The 12,850-nt window shown below is 69.2% G+C and carries 15 protein-coding genes; 9 read left to right on the top strand and 6 right to left on the bottom strand.

Translation table 11 applies throughout. From position 1 onward, the window contains the following. The first annotated feature begins 48 nt into the window (after nt 1-48). Complete coding sequence (locus CG723_RS30335; protein WP_100596723.1) at nt 49-627, top strand: dihydrofolate reductase family protein; 579 nt, start codon at nt 49-51, stop codon at nt 625-627. A gap of 136 nt (nt 628-763) precedes the next feature. Further along, nucleotides 764-1,066: a hypothetical protein gene (locus CG723_RS49310; protein WP_100596722.1), complete on the top strand. Its 303-nt coding sequence runs from the start codon at nt 764-766 to the stop codon at nt 1,064-1,066. On the opposite strand, the gene CG723_RS30325 is transcribed toward CG723_RS49310, so the two are convergent. Both CG723_RS30325 and CG723_RS30320 read right to left on the bottom strand, forming a co-directional pair. Continuing rightward, nucleotides 1,044-1,628, bottom strand: coding sequence for a YbhB/YbcL family Raf kinase inhibitor-like protein (locus CG723_RS30325; RefSeq protein WP_100596721.1), 585 nt, complete (start codon nt 1,626-1,628; stop codon nt 1,044-1,046). The genes CG723_RS49310 and CG723_RS30325 overlap by 23 nt on opposite strands. Nucleotides 1,629-1,726: 98 nt before the next feature. Continuing rightward, nucleotides 1,727-2,167: a MarR family winged helix-turn-helix transcriptional regulator gene (locus CG723_RS30320; RefSeq protein WP_100596720.1), complete on the bottom strand. Its 441-nt coding sequence runs from the start codon at nt 2,165-2,167 to the stop codon at nt 1,727-1,729. 322 nt (nt 2,168-2,489) lie between these two features. Here CG723_RS30320 and CG723_RS30315 point away from each other — a divergent pair, with 322 nt between their 5' ends. Beyond that, nucleotides 2,490-3,320: a COG4705 family protein gene (locus tag CG723_RS30315; protein ID WP_100596719.1), complete on the top strand. Its 831-nt coding sequence runs from the start codon at nt 2,490-2,492 to the stop codon at nt 3,318-3,320. Here CG723_RS30315 and CG723_RS30310 read toward each other — a convergent pair. Both CG723_RS30310 and CG723_RS30305 read right to left on the bottom strand, forming a co-directional pair. Continuing rightward, entirely contained in the window at nt 3,301-4,659 is a 1,359-nt protein-coding gene (locus CG723_RS30310) for a sensor histidine kinase (RefSeq protein WP_100596718.1), read from the bottom strand. The two genes, CG723_RS30315 and CG723_RS30310, sit on opposite strands and share 20 nt — an antisense overlap. After that, nucleotides 4,656-5,318, bottom strand: a complete 663-nt coding sequence (locus CG723_RS30305) for a response regulator transcription factor (RefSeq protein WP_100596717.1) — start codon at nt 5,316-5,318, stop codon at nt 4,656-4,658. The genes CG723_RS30310 and CG723_RS30305 overlap by 4 nt, the downstream gene beginning before the upstream one ends. Nucleotides 5,319-5,474: 156 nt before the next feature. Between CG723_RS30305 and CG723_RS30300 the strand changes: the two genes are divergently transcribed. Then, nucleotides 5,475-6,260 (top strand): ABC transporter permease, encoded by a 786-nt coding sequence (locus CG723_RS30300; RefSeq protein WP_100596716.1) that lies wholly within the window; start codon nt 5,475-5,477, stop codon nt 6,258-6,260. Between the two features lie 209 nt (nt 6,261-6,469). On the opposite strand, the gene CG723_RS30295 is transcribed toward CG723_RS30300, so the two are convergent. Both CG723_RS30295 and CG723_RS30290 read right to left on the bottom strand, forming a co-directional pair. Beyond that, nucleotides 6,470-7,399, bottom strand: coding sequence for a M56 family metallopeptidase (locus tag CG723_RS30295; RefSeq protein ID WP_100596715.1), 930 nt, complete (start codon nt 7,397-7,399; stop codon nt 6,470-6,472). 15 nt (nt 7,400-7,414) lie between these two features. Then, a complete protein-coding gene (locus tag CG723_RS30290) occupies nt 7,415-7,801 on the bottom strand; it encodes a BlaI/MecI/CopY family transcriptional regulator (protein WP_234374595.1) in 387 nt (128 codons plus the stop codon). Nucleotides 7,802-7,963: 162 nt separating this feature from the next. Here CG723_RS30290 and CG723_RS30285 point away from each other — a divergent pair, with 162 nt between their 5' ends. The 5 genes from CG723_RS30285 (at nt 7,964) to CG723_RS30265 (ending at nt 12,741) form a co-directional block, all read left to right on the top strand. Continuing rightward, nucleotides 7,964-8,620: a phosphatase PAP2 family protein gene (locus CG723_RS30285; protein WP_159032579.1), complete on the top strand. Its 657-nt coding sequence runs from the start codon at nt 7,964-7,966 to the stop codon at nt 8,618-8,620. After that, nucleotides 8,617-9,453 carry an undecaprenyl-diphosphate phosphatase gene (locus CG723_RS30280; RefSeq protein ID WP_100596713.1) on the top strand — a complete coding sequence of 279 codons (837 nt, stop codon included), beginning with the start codon at nt 8,617-8,619 and terminating at the stop codon, nt 9,451-9,453. Before CG723_RS30285 ends, CG723_RS30280 begins: the two co-directional genes overlap by 4 nt. Before the next feature lie 268 nt (nt 9,454-9,721). Beyond that, nucleotides 9,722-10,756 (top strand): sodium-dependent transporter, encoded by a 1,035-nt coding sequence (locus tag CG723_RS30275; RefSeq protein ID WP_324905311.1) that lies wholly within the window; start codon nt 9,722-9,724, stop codon nt 10,754-10,756. A 189-nt stretch (nt 10,757-10,945) separates the two neighbouring features. Continuing rightward, nucleotides 10,946-11,884 (top strand): ATP-binding cassette domain-containing protein, encoded by a 939-nt coding sequence (locus CG723_RS30270; RefSeq protein WP_100596711.1) that lies wholly within the window; start codon nt 10,946-10,948, stop codon nt 11,882-11,884. After that, nucleotides 11,881-12,741, top strand: coding sequence for a hypothetical protein (locus CG723_RS30265; protein WP_100596710.1), 861 nt, complete (start codon nt 11,881-11,883; stop codon nt 12,739-12,741). Before CG723_RS30270 ends, CG723_RS30265 begins: the two co-directional genes overlap by 4 nt. The last annotated feature ends 109 nt before the right edge of the window (nt 12,742-12,850 follow it).

The raw sequence follows: 12,850 nt of genomic DNA, 5'->3' as shown, positions 1-12,850 counted from the left end.
CCGGTCTGTATACCCGACACGCGATCAACCGTACTCGAGGAGAACATCATGACCGCCGCCTACACATTCGACGTGTTCTCCAGCCTCGACGGCTTCGGCGCCGCCGGCGGAAACTGGACCGGCTACTGGGGCAAGCAAGGCCCGGAGCTCCTCGAGCACCGTCTCGCCGTGTACGACGACGAGCAGCGGATGGTGTTCGGGGCCAACACGTATCGGGCGTTCGCGCAGATGCTGGCCTCGAGCACCGAGGAGTCCGAGGTGCGTGACCCATGGGTCACCCGGATGAGGAACCTGCCGGCGACGGTGGTGTCGACCACGCTGGAAGGGCCCCTCGACTGGCCGGATGCGAGCGTCGCCGCCGGCGATGCCGTCGACGTCGTCGCTCGGCTCAAGAAGGAGTCCAACGTGCCGTTGCGTTCGCACGGCAGTCTGTCGATGAACCGGGCGCTGATGGCCGCCGGCCTGGTCGACCGCGTCCAGGTGACGCTCTTCCCCGTGATCACAGGTCAGACCGGGTTGGACCCGATCTTCCGGGGTGCGGCCGACTTCGACCTCGAGCTGATCGAGCACCGGACCCTCGACGGCGGCATCCAAGAACTCATCTACCGGCCCACCCTGCATGTCTGAGCCCAGGGACCCTGAGCAGTCAGCGGCATTCGCAGAGTTCCTGGCCCGACAGCGGTCGGTCGGCGAGGAGTGACTTTGAGACGGGCTGACCGCGATCAGGTTGCTTACTGGTTGAGCCAGCTGATCGCTGGGAGCGGTGGGCATCGAGTCCGTCCGCGATCCCATCCCGGCCCGTGACGTGGTCGTCGAGGTCGGCGTGTGCGGCCTGTACGGAAACGATTTGGACATCTCGCAGGGCGAGTTCGCGCCGCGGGCGGCCAACTGCAAGCGCGCTGCGGGACTCGTCGCCGGCGTCGTCCTCGATCCGCAGGCCTTCATCAGTGACCGGTTCCCGCTGGACCAGTACGAGACCGCGCTGACGCGCTTGCGGGCCGGTCAGGGCCGCAAGACCATCGTCGCCCCCTGGCAACACCTGCTTAGCGTTCGAAGGTGCCGGTGAGTCGACCCCGGGCCAGGACCGCTGGGCGGACGGAGGAGAGCAGGGAGCGGGGTCGGGCGCGCTCCGGTGCGATTCCGGCCGCAGTGTCGCGGACGTCGGCGTCCAGGGCGAACAGCTGGAAGGTGTAGTGGTGCGGGCCGTGTCCCTTGATCGGAGCGGGGCCCAGGTACCCGCGTCCGATGGTTGAGCGCAGTACCTGGACCCCGGCCGCGGGTTGCCGGGCGGACAGGGCGCCGGCGGGAAGCTGGTGAGGTGTGTCGAGCTGCGCCGGGTCGATGAGGGCGACGCAGTGCACGGCGGGCTTGGGCATGGGGACGTCGGTGTCCTCCACGACCAGGAGGAGCTGCGCGGTGTCGGGGGGCGGAGGGCTCCAGGACAGGTGGGGCGACAGGTCGCTGCCGCCGATGCGTTTGCCGGCGTGCTCCAGCGGGATCGCCCCGCTGTCGGTGAAGTGCTCGCTGGTGATTCTCAGGAGGTCGGGACCCTGGAGGTTCGGCAGGTTCCAGGCTATGTGGGCCTCGCCTGCCCGGCGGTTGCTGAGAAGTCGGCCGAGAAGGTTCATCGGGTGGCCTTGGGCATGTGGAGAATCTCCGTGTTGGTGGTTGGTGGTTGGTGGCTGTTTCGCCGGGTTCGGGGAGGACGTCCTCGACGCTGCTGCGGTCAGATGTTCTCGGCGAGGCGTCTGATCAGCGGAGCGGCCGCTGCGAGGTGTGTCAGTTCGTCCTGCGTGAAGGCTTCCGCGAGGGCTCGCGCCAGTAGATCGGTCCGGGCGCTGCGCTTCTCTTGGAGGTCACGAGCTCCGGCGTCGGTCAGGGACAAGACCTTGCGCCTGCCGTCCTGGGAGTCCGGACGCCGCTGGATCAGGCCGGCAGCCTGCAGTGCGCTGAGTGTCGCCCCCATGGCCTGCGGGGTGATGTGTGCCTGACGGGCCAGTTCCGAGGAGGTTGCCGGGCCCGTGCGGTCCAGTTGCTTCAGCGCCGAGCGCTCGGGTTCGGACAGTTCGCCGCCTTCGACGCGCACCTGGCGCACCCGGCGAACCAGCAGGCCGACGCTCGCCAGCAGGGCTGCGCCAACTTCATCGGGGGTCGGATCCTCAGGCATAATATTAAGGCTAACTTATAAGTCTGCCTTAGTGTAGTGCGGCGGTGATCTGCTCACTCGAGGCGGCCAGGAAGCCGCAGCGGCTCAGCGGTCCGCCGACAGAGCGGACGGGCGTGGGTGGCCACGCGGCGGTTGTCACTCACCGGCATCTATGAGGTGGGCCTCACCTATGTCGATCTGTCTGTCCTGTCTCGCCGCATCGGGACAGCCGTCGCCAAGTCGCCCTGGCCGGAACAGGGTTGAACGGCTCGGGCCGGAACTGAGTGGGCGCCGACGCGACGGTCAGGATGTGTTCAGACTCCGGCTGACAAGGTCGGGCCTCATGACCGATACTTCTGAGACTTCTGGGGCGTACGCGCCCTCTGAGGCGGCCCCGGGTCGTCGGCTGCGCTGGAACAAGGTTCCGGAAGTCACCGCGTACTTCTGGATCATCAAGGTGCTGTGCACGACGGTCGGGGAGACCGCGGCGGACCTCCTGAACGAGAAGCTGGGCCTGGGCCTGACCGGCGTGTCGCTGCTGATGAGCGCGCTTCTGGCGGTCGTCCTGGTCGTCCAGTTCCGCACGAAGGCCTATCGACCCGGCGTCTACTGGCTTGCCGTGGCACTGATCAGCGTGGTCGGCACCTTGATCAGCGACAACCTCACCGACAACCTGGGTGTGCCGCTGGAGGCCAGTACCGCGACGTTCGCCGTGGCCCTCGCCGTGGTCTTCCTCGTCTGGCATCGGCGCGAGCGGACCCTGTCCATCCACAGCATCGACACGACGCCCCGCGAGGTCTACTACTGGCTGGCAGTGCTGTTCACCTTCGCGCTCGGCACCGCGGCCGGCGACCTCGTCGCCGAAAAGATGGCCCTCGGCTACTGGGTCTCCGCCGTCCTGTTCGCCCTGGCCATCGCCGCCGTTGCCGTCGCGCACTTCGCGCTCGGCCTGAATGCCGTGTTCAGCTTCTGGATGGCCTACATCCTCACCCGTCCGCTCGGTGCCTCGATCGGCGACTATCTGTCGCAGCCGACCGGCGACGGCGGCCTGGGCATGGGCACCGTGATCACCAGCGTGCTCTTCCTCGCGGTCATCCTCGGGCTGGTCATCCACCTGTCGGTGACCCGGCGGGACGTCGAAGAGTCCGCGCCGCTCACCCCGCGGGAAGGCTGATCACGAATCTCGCGCCCGGAGTGTGCCTCTCGTCGTGATGCACCTCGCCACCGACTGAGCGGGCCAGGCGTCGCGACAGCGGCAGCCCCAGGCCCGCTCCGTCGTGTCCGTCCCCGGGCCGGGCGCGGCGCCCCGGCTGGAAGAGCTGCGGCGCGAACGACTCCGGCACGCCGGGGCCGTCGTCCGTGACATCGACGCGGACGCCGCCCGCACGGGCGCACGCCCGGATCTCCACCCGGGAGCGTGCGTGTCGCAGCGCATTGTCGAGCAGCGGGCTCGCAATGCGCTCCAGGAGTGTGCCCGGGACCCCGGCCGACAGGCCCGGCTCCCGGACCGTGACGACGACCTCCACGTTCCCGGCGGTATCGGCGCGATCGGCGAGGCCGCGCAGCACCATGGGCACGTCACTGACGCCCCGTGTGGTGGCCGCGCTGTCGCGGGCGTCGTCGAGGAGGGTGTCGCAGATCCTGCGCATGGACCGCGCGGCGTCCGCGATGGCGTCGTGCGTGGTCCGGGTGTCGGCGGCGGAGCGGGGGCGGGCCTGCCACCAGTCCAGCTCGGCGATGATCCGGGCGAGCGGGTTGCGCAGCTCGTGCGACAGTTCCCGCGTGAGCTGTTGCTCGTGCCGCAGCAGTGCGCGAATACGGTCGAGCAGCGCGTCCAACGACCCACCCAGCTGCGTGAGTTCGATGGGGCGCTCCACGCTCGCGAAGCGTTCCTCGGAGGCTATTGCGCTCCACTGCGCGGCATGCTCGGTCATGGTCCGCACCGGTCGCAGCGCACGCCCCACCGCCAACCGCGTCAGCGCGTAGGTGCAAGCCAGCATGACGGCGTCGAGCGCGAGCGAGGCGTAGAGCATGGCATCGGCAGAACTGCTGTAGGGGGACAGGTCCAGCGCGGTGACCACCGAGGCGTCACTTTTCCCGTCGGGCACCGGCAGCGAGCACAGACGGACCGGCCCATGGGCCTGCACGGTGACGCAGCGTCGGCCGCTGCGCGCGGCCAACCGGTCGGCGGCGCGTGTCAGTGGCCCGGCAGCGGCGGACGGAGGCTTTTCGAGCAGCCTTCCTCCGTCGTAGATCCACACGTTCGTGTCCAGCAGTTCCTCACCCGGCGTCTCCAGGACGCGCACCCTGGGTCCGCTGGTGTCGACGGTGGCGGCAACGGCGGCGGCCCGCGTGTGGAGCTCGTCGTCGGCCTGGTGCTGGAGGCGGTTGCGGACGACGGTGTTGAACACCGCGGTGAGGATCACCATCAGGAGCGTGGCGGTGGTCAGCGCCACCAGGGCCAGGCGCCCGCGCAGGGTTCGCGGCCAGAACCATGAGACGTACGGCCTCATGACAGGCGGTGTCCGACGCCGCGCGCGGTGGTGACGGTCAGCGCGCTGCCGCCGTCGCGGAGCTTGCGTCGTAGCCGGGTCAGATACTGGTCCAGCGTGTTGTCACTGACGTGGGCCCCCTCGGGCCAGCCGGCCCGGATGAGCTCCCGCCTGCGGACGATGGCGCCGGACGCGGCCATGAGAGCTGCCAGCAGCCGGAACTCGGTGGGAGTGAGGGCGACACGCGTCCCCCGCACCGTCAGGCTGTGCCCGACTGGGTCCAGGAGCACATCTCCGCAGGTCGCGGACTGCGACGAACCGTTGCGCTTGAGGGCCGCCCTCAGTCGTGCGGCCAGCTCCATCGTGTGGAACGGCTTGGGCAGATAGTCGTCGCCGCCTGCCGAGAACCCTGCCAGGCGGTCGGTGAGTCGATGATGAGCGGTCAGGAAGATGACGGGAAAGACGAAGCCATTGGCTCTGATCGCCTGGCAGACGTCCCGGCCGTCCGCGTCGGGCAGCCCGACGTCGAGCACGGCAGCGTCGACGGCGTCCCCCGCCAGCCGCAGGGCGGTCGCGCCGTCCTGCGCGGGCACGGCGTCGAAATCCTCGTCCCGCAGACTCCGCAGCAGCACATCACGCAGTGCGTGATCGTCCTCGACGACCAGGATTCGATGCCTCATGCCTCTCCCTCACCTGCTTCACGCGACGCCTCCTGTGCGGACGCGAACAGTATCGTCTACAGTCATGTAGACGATAGCGAGGTGAGGATCGTTCCCAGAACCAGCGCGCCGGGCTGACTGTCGTACCTGCAGTACGCGGCATCTACGGTGAGGCATGTGACGCTGAGTGCAAGATCTCTTCTCCCGGTCAACATCACGCTCGGCGTGCTGCTGGTCGTGCTTCTCGCGGTGGCGGCGGGGGTTGCCTACCGGTTTCGTCTGTCTCCCGACTCGTCGGCCGGCAGGCCGAGGGAGATCCTGGTCGCGGGGGTGCGTGCGGCGGCTCAGCTCGCCGCGGTGTCCGTGGTCATCACCTGGGCAGTCACCACGGTGGCCGGCCTGGTCGCGTTCCTGGTCGTGATGTTCACCGTCGCCGTACGCACGGCAGGCCGAAGGCTGACCGCCAACCGCACTTGGTGGCTGACCGCCGCGCCCATCGCCGCCGGTGTCGTCCCCACGGTGGCCGCACTGCTGCTCACGGGACTGGTTCCCCTCAAGGGACTCGCCCTTGTTCCGATCGCCGGCATTCTCATCGGCGGCGCCCTGACGGTGACGGTGCTCTCGGGGCGTCGCGCCCTGGACGAGCTGGAACAGCGCCGAGGCGAGGTCGAGGCGGCGATGGCGCTGGGCTTCCTCGACCGGGATGCGCGCATGGAGATCGCCCGGCCCGCGGCATCGGACGCCCTGCTTCCGGGCCTGGACCAGACGCGTACGGTCGGCCTGGTCACGCTCCCCGGGGCGTTCGTGGGCATGCTGTTGGGCGGTGCGAGTCCGGTGATGGCCGGGGCGGTGCAGCTGTTTGTACTGATCGCCCTCATGGCCGTGCAGGCCATCGCGGTCGCCGTAACCGTCGAACTCATCGCTCGACGGCGCCTGTTCCGCCCTGACATGAAGAGTCCCTGAAATTCCGCGACTTCAGGAACCTGGGTCTCGTGGCACACGATGGTGAGGGGCGTGTTGCGCTCGGCGCGCAGGCGTTGCAGGAGTTCCATGACGGTGACGGCGGTGTCGGGATCCAGTGCCGAGTTGATCCCGTCGGAGAGCGGCAAGTCAGGGCTGGCGGTGAGGGCGTGGGCATGGAGGGTGCGCTCGCCTACGTCGGAGCGCGGTCGTCAACGTAGGTGCGCGAGTTCCAGAAACTCGTGCAAGTCATGAGCGGCTTCCAGCACGCAGACGCTGCTTACTCCTACCAGCGCTCCGGCCGCGGCGAGGAGGTGTGCCGGTCTGCGCGGGGGAGGTTCGAGCAGGGCTGCGACCCGGCGGGGGATGATGCCCGGGGCCGGGCTGCGGCCGAGGACCCCCAGTGCCGCTGAGGGCAGGCGTAGCGCGCGGGTTCGTTTGGTGGCCACGGCCGCTTTGGCCACGGTTTCGGCGACTGCGCGCCGGTCGCCGGTGTGGAGTGCGGCGTACTCATCGGCCCACCGCTCGACGGTGTAGGCGACGGACGTGGCCAGTGGGCGGAGCAGCGGGTTGGCGGCGGCTGAGATCTGGGCGAGCGTGACGAACGCGTAGTGATGGTGGTTCAGGTGTGCCCGCTCATGGGCCAGGATGATGTCGTGACCGGTGGGGTCAAGAGCGTCGAGCATGCCGTGGGAGATCACGATCCGGCCGGGCAGTCCTGGCATGGTGTACGCGTCGGCGTGCAGGTCGTCGGTGACGACGACCGACTCCCTCCCGGGGAGGCAGGCCGCTTCGAGAGCGGCTGACCACAGTGCCCCGGCCCGGCGCACGGTGAGGCGGACGGTGGCCGCAACGGCGAGCGTGAGCAGAACGGCTCCTGCCAGGGCCGCAGGCCAGGCTGCCGGGTCGTCGCGGGCGATCACTGTGGGCGAGTAGCCCTCGAGCGCCGCGATCAGCGGGAGACGCACCAATCCTGCCACGGCCAACAGGCCGAGGACCACGGTGCTGGACACGGCCAGGATCAGTCCGGCTGCTGTCAGCAGCCATGTCGCCAGCCGCGGTTCGAGGCGGCGGGCCAGTGGGCCCGCGCTCAAGCCGGCCAGCGCGGGCAGCAGCAGCGGCAAGTAGACGGCCAGGTGCATCGGTACGTTTCTCCGCTACCCGTCGCTGCCCAGCAGGCGGCGCAGCAGGTCTTCGTCGTCGTCGGACAGTTCGTCCACGAAATGGGTCAGAACAGAGGCGCGGTCGGTGCCTGCCTCCATCACCTGGTGCATGTGCCTGGCCGTCAGCCCCGACTCGTCGGAGACGGGTTCATAGGCGTAGCTGCGGCCCAGCGGCGTTCGGTCGAGTACGCCACGGCTGTGCAGACGGGCGAGCGTGGTGGCCACGGTGGTGTGCGCGGGGGACGCCGTCAGGAGTTCGGCCACGTCCCCGGGCGTCAGGGCGCGTCCGGCCGAGTGCAGCAAGGTGAGGATCTCGGCCTCCAGCGCGCCGTTGGCCCGGCGCCTGCCACCGGTCCCAGATGCATGTTCCTGAGCATCCAACGCCGTCCTCCTGCCTTCGTGGTCTACAGTCACCCGTATCTTCTATTCGCGAATAGAAGATAATGTGTGCCCAGCCCCGCCGTCACGTCCCAGGTGCGGTGGACCCTGCTCACAGGATGCCTGATGCCTCCTTCGCCTGCCCACAGCCCTCGGCGCGAGAGCATGCCGTTCTGGCCTGCCGTGTCAGTCCTGGCGGTCTGCGGTGTTCTGCTCGGGACCCTGGTTGCCGCGGTCGCGACGCGAGCGTCACCCTTCGCCCTGGATACGGCCCTGCACGCGTGGATGCTGGACCACCGTCCGGCCTGGGCGCGGCAGTTGGCCGTCATCGTGACCGATACGGGCAGTGGAGCGCCGGCCTATGTGCTGGCGGCGCTGGCCGGAACGCTCGCGCAGCGCACCGTGTACGGGCGAGGCGCACTCACGGGGGTACTCGCTCTGGCCTCGGCGCAAGTGTCACGTATGGCATTGGCCTCGGCACTGGCAAGGCCCAGACCGCCGGCCGCGGACTGGGCGGCGAAAGCCAGCGGATGGTCCATGCCTTCCGGGCACACCACGACGTCCATGGTGGTCGCCCTCTTGTTCACCCTCGCCGTACACCGCAGGGTGCACGGCCGGGGGCGGCCGTTCCTGCTCGCTGCCCCCGGGATCTGGGCAACTACCGTGGGCCTCACTCGCATTTACCTAGGCATGCACTGGCCGACCGACGTCGCGGCGGGATGGCTGCTGGCCGGCTGCTGGGCCGCGTCGGCAACACTCCTTGTTCTTCTGTGGCGGCGCCGGGCCGACCACGCACTCTCGATGGAAAGGCAGCACACGTGAGCGCCATCAGCATCGGACAGGCCGTGATCCTCGGCGTGGTGGAGGGAGTGACGGAGTTTCTGCCCGTCTCCTCCACCGGCCACCTGAAGATCACTGAGGGGCTGATGAACATCCCGGTGGACGACAAGTCCGTCGTCGCGTTCACCGCGGTGATCCAGGTCGGCGCCATCGCCGCAGTACTGCTGTACTTCTTCAAGGACATCGTCCGGATCCTGGGCGCATGGGGACGCGGCCTTCGCCACCGCGACCAGCGCTACCATCACGACTACAAATTCGCCTGGTGGGTCATCTACGCCACCATTCCCGTCGTCATCGTCGGGCTGGCCGCAAAGCCGCTGATCGAGGGCCCGCTCGCCTCGCTCTGGGTCGTGGCCGGATCGTTGATCGTCGGCAGTGGACTGATGTGGGCCGCCGACCAGATGGGTCGGCACAAGCGCGGCGAGGACGACACCAGCCTGAAGGACGCCATGCTCGTCGGCTCCTCCCAGATCCTGGCCCTCCTCTTCCCCGGCTTCTCGCGGTCCGGCGCCACCATGTCCACGGGGCTCATCCTCGACCTGGACCGCGTCGCCGCCACGCGCCTGTCCTTCTTCCTCGGCATCCCCGCACTCACCGGCGCCGGCCTGTACGAACTCAAGGACGCCGTCGGAGCCGGTGCGGACAGCGCGCCCCTCGTCGTGGGGACCGTGGTCTCCTTCGTCGTGGCGTACGCGTCCATCGCGTGGCTGCTGAAGTACGTCGCCCGGCACAGCTTCAACGCCTTCGTCATCTACCGGGTCATCATCGGCGTACTCCTGTTCGCCCTCCTGGGCACCGGAACCCTCAACGCCTGAGCAGGTCATGGCGACGGCGGAGCCGCCGTCGCCATCGTTCGGACCGAGGTCCGTGCACCGCCCGCGCCAAAGGGCACCTGAACGCATCCTGACTGCCGTGCGGCGCAGCGCGCACCACTCGATTCGCGGGAGCACCATGGCGGAATGAACAGCTGCCCGGCCCGGCGTATATCGGCATTCCTTCCGGCCCCTGCCCCTGCTCCCGCGACGGAAGAATCCCGCCCTGAACACCCGAAGCGCTGCCCGGACTGACAGGGCGACCGACTGGTTGCGACGCCGACTCGGCCGCGGGGTCGTCCTGTCCTACGCAGCTGCCCTGCTCCTGCCGGGCCCCGGACTGTGGCTGCGCCGAGCCCACTCGCTGCCCCTCGGCGCGGCAGACCGGCTGTCCTTGAGCACCGCACCGCTCTTGCTCTCTCTGGTGCTCTTCTCGGCCGGACTCCAGGTTCCGGTACGCACGCTGGGGACCCTGCTGCGCCGTCCGATCGCGCTGCTGGCCGGGCTCGTTCTGCACCTGGCGATTCCGCTGCTGGCCATCCCCGCCGTCGCGTTCCTGCTGAGCCGGACGCCCGACACCGACGGCGGCAGCGGCTTGGTCACCGCGATGATCCTGATCGTGGCCATGCCCGTCGCCGCCGGGTCGACGGTGTGGACCGGGAAGGGAGGCGGCGACCAGCCGACCATGGTCGGGCTCGTCCTCGCGTCCACCCTTCTCAGCCCGCTCACCATTCCTCTGGTCACCAGCGCCCTGATGCCGCTGCTCGGAGGCGGCTACGCCGACAGACTCACCAGGGCCCTGCACGTCGGCGACGGCGGATTTGCCCTGGTCGGCGTGGTCCTGCCGTGCACAGCAGGCATCCTGTGCCGCCTGGCACTACCGGCGCCGTGGCTGCGCCGGGTGGTCGGCATCGGCGTACCCATTGCCCTGGTCGGCTCACTCCTCCTCACCTACGTCAACGCCTGCGGCGCCCTCGGCTCGTTCCTGGCCCATCCGCGTCCGCTGCTGCTGGCCGCCGCGCTGGCCGTGGCGGCCGGCGTCTGCCTGCTGTCGTTCATGGTCGGCCGCGGAGCCGCACGTCTGCTGGGACTGGACGCTCCCGCGGCATCGTCACTCACGCTCGCCTGCGGCATGAACAACAGCAGCGCGAGCGCGGTCCTGATCACCACCACGCTTCCCGACAAACCGCACCTGCTCCTGCCGGTCCTGGCCTACGGACTGCTGCAGAAGACGGCCGCCGGCCGGGTGGTCCGCAGACAGCGGCTACGCGACAACGTCACGCACCCCATGGCCAACACCTCCTGACCAGCGGTCGGCCGGGACAGCAACCGCAGAGTCGCCGGGCACGCACCGTGCCGCAGCGTAGTACCCCGGTACCACCCGCCTGGCCCCCTTCAGCCCCCGGTACCACCGGATCGGGGACATCGCGGTCTTAGCGTTGCGGAGGAGGCGTCAGGCGTGTCCAACGCCTCAGCCCGAAGGAGAGAGAAGCGAATGATCGACGCACAGCAGCTCACCAAGCGGTACGGGGAGAAGACAGCCGTCGACGGTCTGGACTTCACCGTGAAGCCGGGCACGGTGACCGGCTTCCTGGGACCCAACGGAGCCGGCAAGTCGACGACCATGCGCATGGTCATCGGGCTCGACGCGCCGACGAGGGGCTCCGTGACGGTGAACGGCCACCGCTACGCCCGCCACCAGGCACCCCTGCAGGAGGTCGGAGCGCTTCTGGAGGCCAAGTCGATCCACCCGGGCCGCTCGGCCTCCAACCACCTCCGGGCGCTCGCCCTCACCCACGGCATTCCGCGCCGCCGCGTCGACGAGGTCATCGAACTCGCCGGTCTCGGCACCGTCGCGAAGAAGCGGGCCGGTGCCTTCTCTCTCGGCATGGGGCAGCGGCTCGGCATCGCCGCCGCGCTGCTGGGCGATCCGCAGACGGTGATGCTGGACGAGCCCGTCAACGGTCTGGACCCCGAGGGAGTGCTCTGGATCCGCAATCTGCTGACATCGCTCGCGGCCGAGGGGCGGACGGTGTTCGTCTCCTCGCACCTGATGAGTGAGGTCGCCCTGGTGGCTGACCACCTGATCATCGTCGGCAGGGGACAGCTGCTGGCCGACACGACCGTACGGGACCTTGTCCGCGAGGCGGGCGGTGACACCGTAAAGGTCGCGACGCAGGACCCAGCCACGCTGCGGGACGTGCTGTCCGGGCCTGGTGTGGACGTCACCGGCCGCGTCGGATCCGAGGAACTGCAGGTGACCGGGATGACCGCCCGCGAGATCGGGCTGATGGCGGCCGAGCACGGAATCCCCCTGTTCGAGCTGACTGCGAAGGCGGTGTCGCTGGAGGAAGCCTTCATGGAACTGACCAGGGACGCCGTGGAGTACCACGGTTCCACGACCGGTGCCGACACCTTCGGGAGCACAACATGAGCACCCTCACGGCAACCCCCGAGATCCCCGAGACCCCCGGGACCGACCAGGCCACTCAGGGCGGGCCCGTCTACCGGGTGACCGGACGGCGTGTGCTGTCCTCGGAGTGGGCCAAACTCTGGTCCGTGCGCTCGACCTGGATCACTCTCGGCCTGGGCCTGCTGTTCCTGGTCGCCTTCGGCGTCATCGCCGCGAGCCACTACAAGTCCGAGATCGGCTCCGGCCGTCCGATGGATCGTGACTTCGGCTCCGCGACGGCCGTGAGCCTGTCCCTCTTCGGCACGAACTTCGCCCAGCTGGCCCTCGGCGTACTCGGTGTGCTGGTCACGGCGGGCGAGTACTCCACCGGCATGATCCGCTCGACCCTGGCCGCCGTGCCGCGCCGGCTCCCCGTGCTGTGGTCCAAGGCGGTGGTGTACGGGCTGGTCGCGCTCGTGATCGCCACGTTCGGCGCGTTCGTCGCCTTCCTCGTCGGAAGCCAGATCGTCTCCGGCACGCCCGCTGCCATGGGCCTCGGCCACGCCGGCGTCGTACGCAGCCTGCTGGGCGCCGGGCTCTACCTCGGTCTGGTCGGTGTGATCGGCACCGCCCTGGGCGCGCTGATGCGGTCGGTGGCGGGCGGTATCTCGGTCCTGGTCGCCACCCTCATGCTCGTCCCAGGGCTGATCTCCCTGTTGCCCAGTTCGTGGCAGGGCGACATCGACCCGTACCTCCCGAGCAACGCAGGCGAGGCGACGTTCGCCCTGACGCACGACTCCACCACCCTGTCACCGACCGCCGGGCTCCTGGTCTTCCTCGGCTGGACGGCACTGGCGCTGGCCGGGGCGGCGTACCGGCTGCTGCGCAGTGACGTCTGAGCCATTGCCTTCCAATCAGGGGCCGGACCCGCAACATGGGCAGGACCCGCATCAAGGCCCGGACCCGCACCATGGGCTGGTGAACTCCGTGACCACCGAAGACCTCGGC

Source organism: Streptomyces sp. CB01635 (assembly GCF_002803065.1).
In the GTDB taxonomy this organism is placed as follows: domain Bacteria; phylum Actinomycetota; class Actinomycetes; order Streptomycetales; family Streptomycetaceae; genus Streptomyces.
This window is presented reverse-complemented; position numbering and strand designations above follow the sequence as displayed.

Excerpts from the sequence above, each read along its gene's own strand:
- CG723_RS30310 (WP_100596718.1), bottom strand. The coding sequence starts at position 4,659 with ATGAGGCCGTACGTCTCATGGTTCTGGCCGCGAACCCTGCGCGGGCGC.
- CG723_RS30285 (WP_159032579.1), top strand. The coding sequence starts at position 7,964 with ATGCCGTTCTGGCCTGCCGTGTCAGTCCTGGCGGTCTGCGGTGTTCTG.
- CG723_RS30320 (WP_100596720.1), bottom strand. The coding sequence starts at position 2,167 with ATGCCTGAGGATCCGACCCCCGATGAAGTTGGCGCAGCCCTGCTGGCG.
- CG723_RS30270 (WP_100596711.1), top strand. The coding sequence starts at position 10,946 with ATGATCGACGCACAGCAGCTCACCAAGCGGTACGGGGAGAAGACAGCC.
- CG723_RS30305 (WP_100596717.1), bottom strand. The coding sequence starts at position 5,318 with ATGAGGCATCGAATCCTGGTCGTCGAGGACGATCACGCACTGCGTGAT.
- CG723_RS30315 (WP_100596719.1), top strand. The coding sequence starts at position 2,490 with ATGACCGATACTTCTGAGACTTCTGGGGCGTACGCGCCCTCTGAGGCG.
- CG723_RS30265 (WP_100596710.1), top strand. The coding sequence starts at position 11,881 with ATGAGCACCCTCACGGCAACCCCCGAGATCCCCGAGACCCCCGGGACC.
- CG723_RS30295 (WP_100596715.1), bottom strand. The coding sequence starts at position 7,399 with ATGCACCTGGCCGTCTACTTGCCGCTGCTGCTGCCCGCGCTGGCCGGC.
- CG723_RS30325 (WP_100596721.1), bottom strand. The coding sequence starts at position 1,628 with ATGAACCTTCTCGGCCGACTTCTCAGCAACCGCCGGGCAGGCGAGGCC.
- CG723_RS30335 (WP_100596723.1), top strand. The coding sequence starts at position 49 with ATGACCGCCGCCTACACATTCGACGTGTTCTCCAGCCTCGACGGCTTC.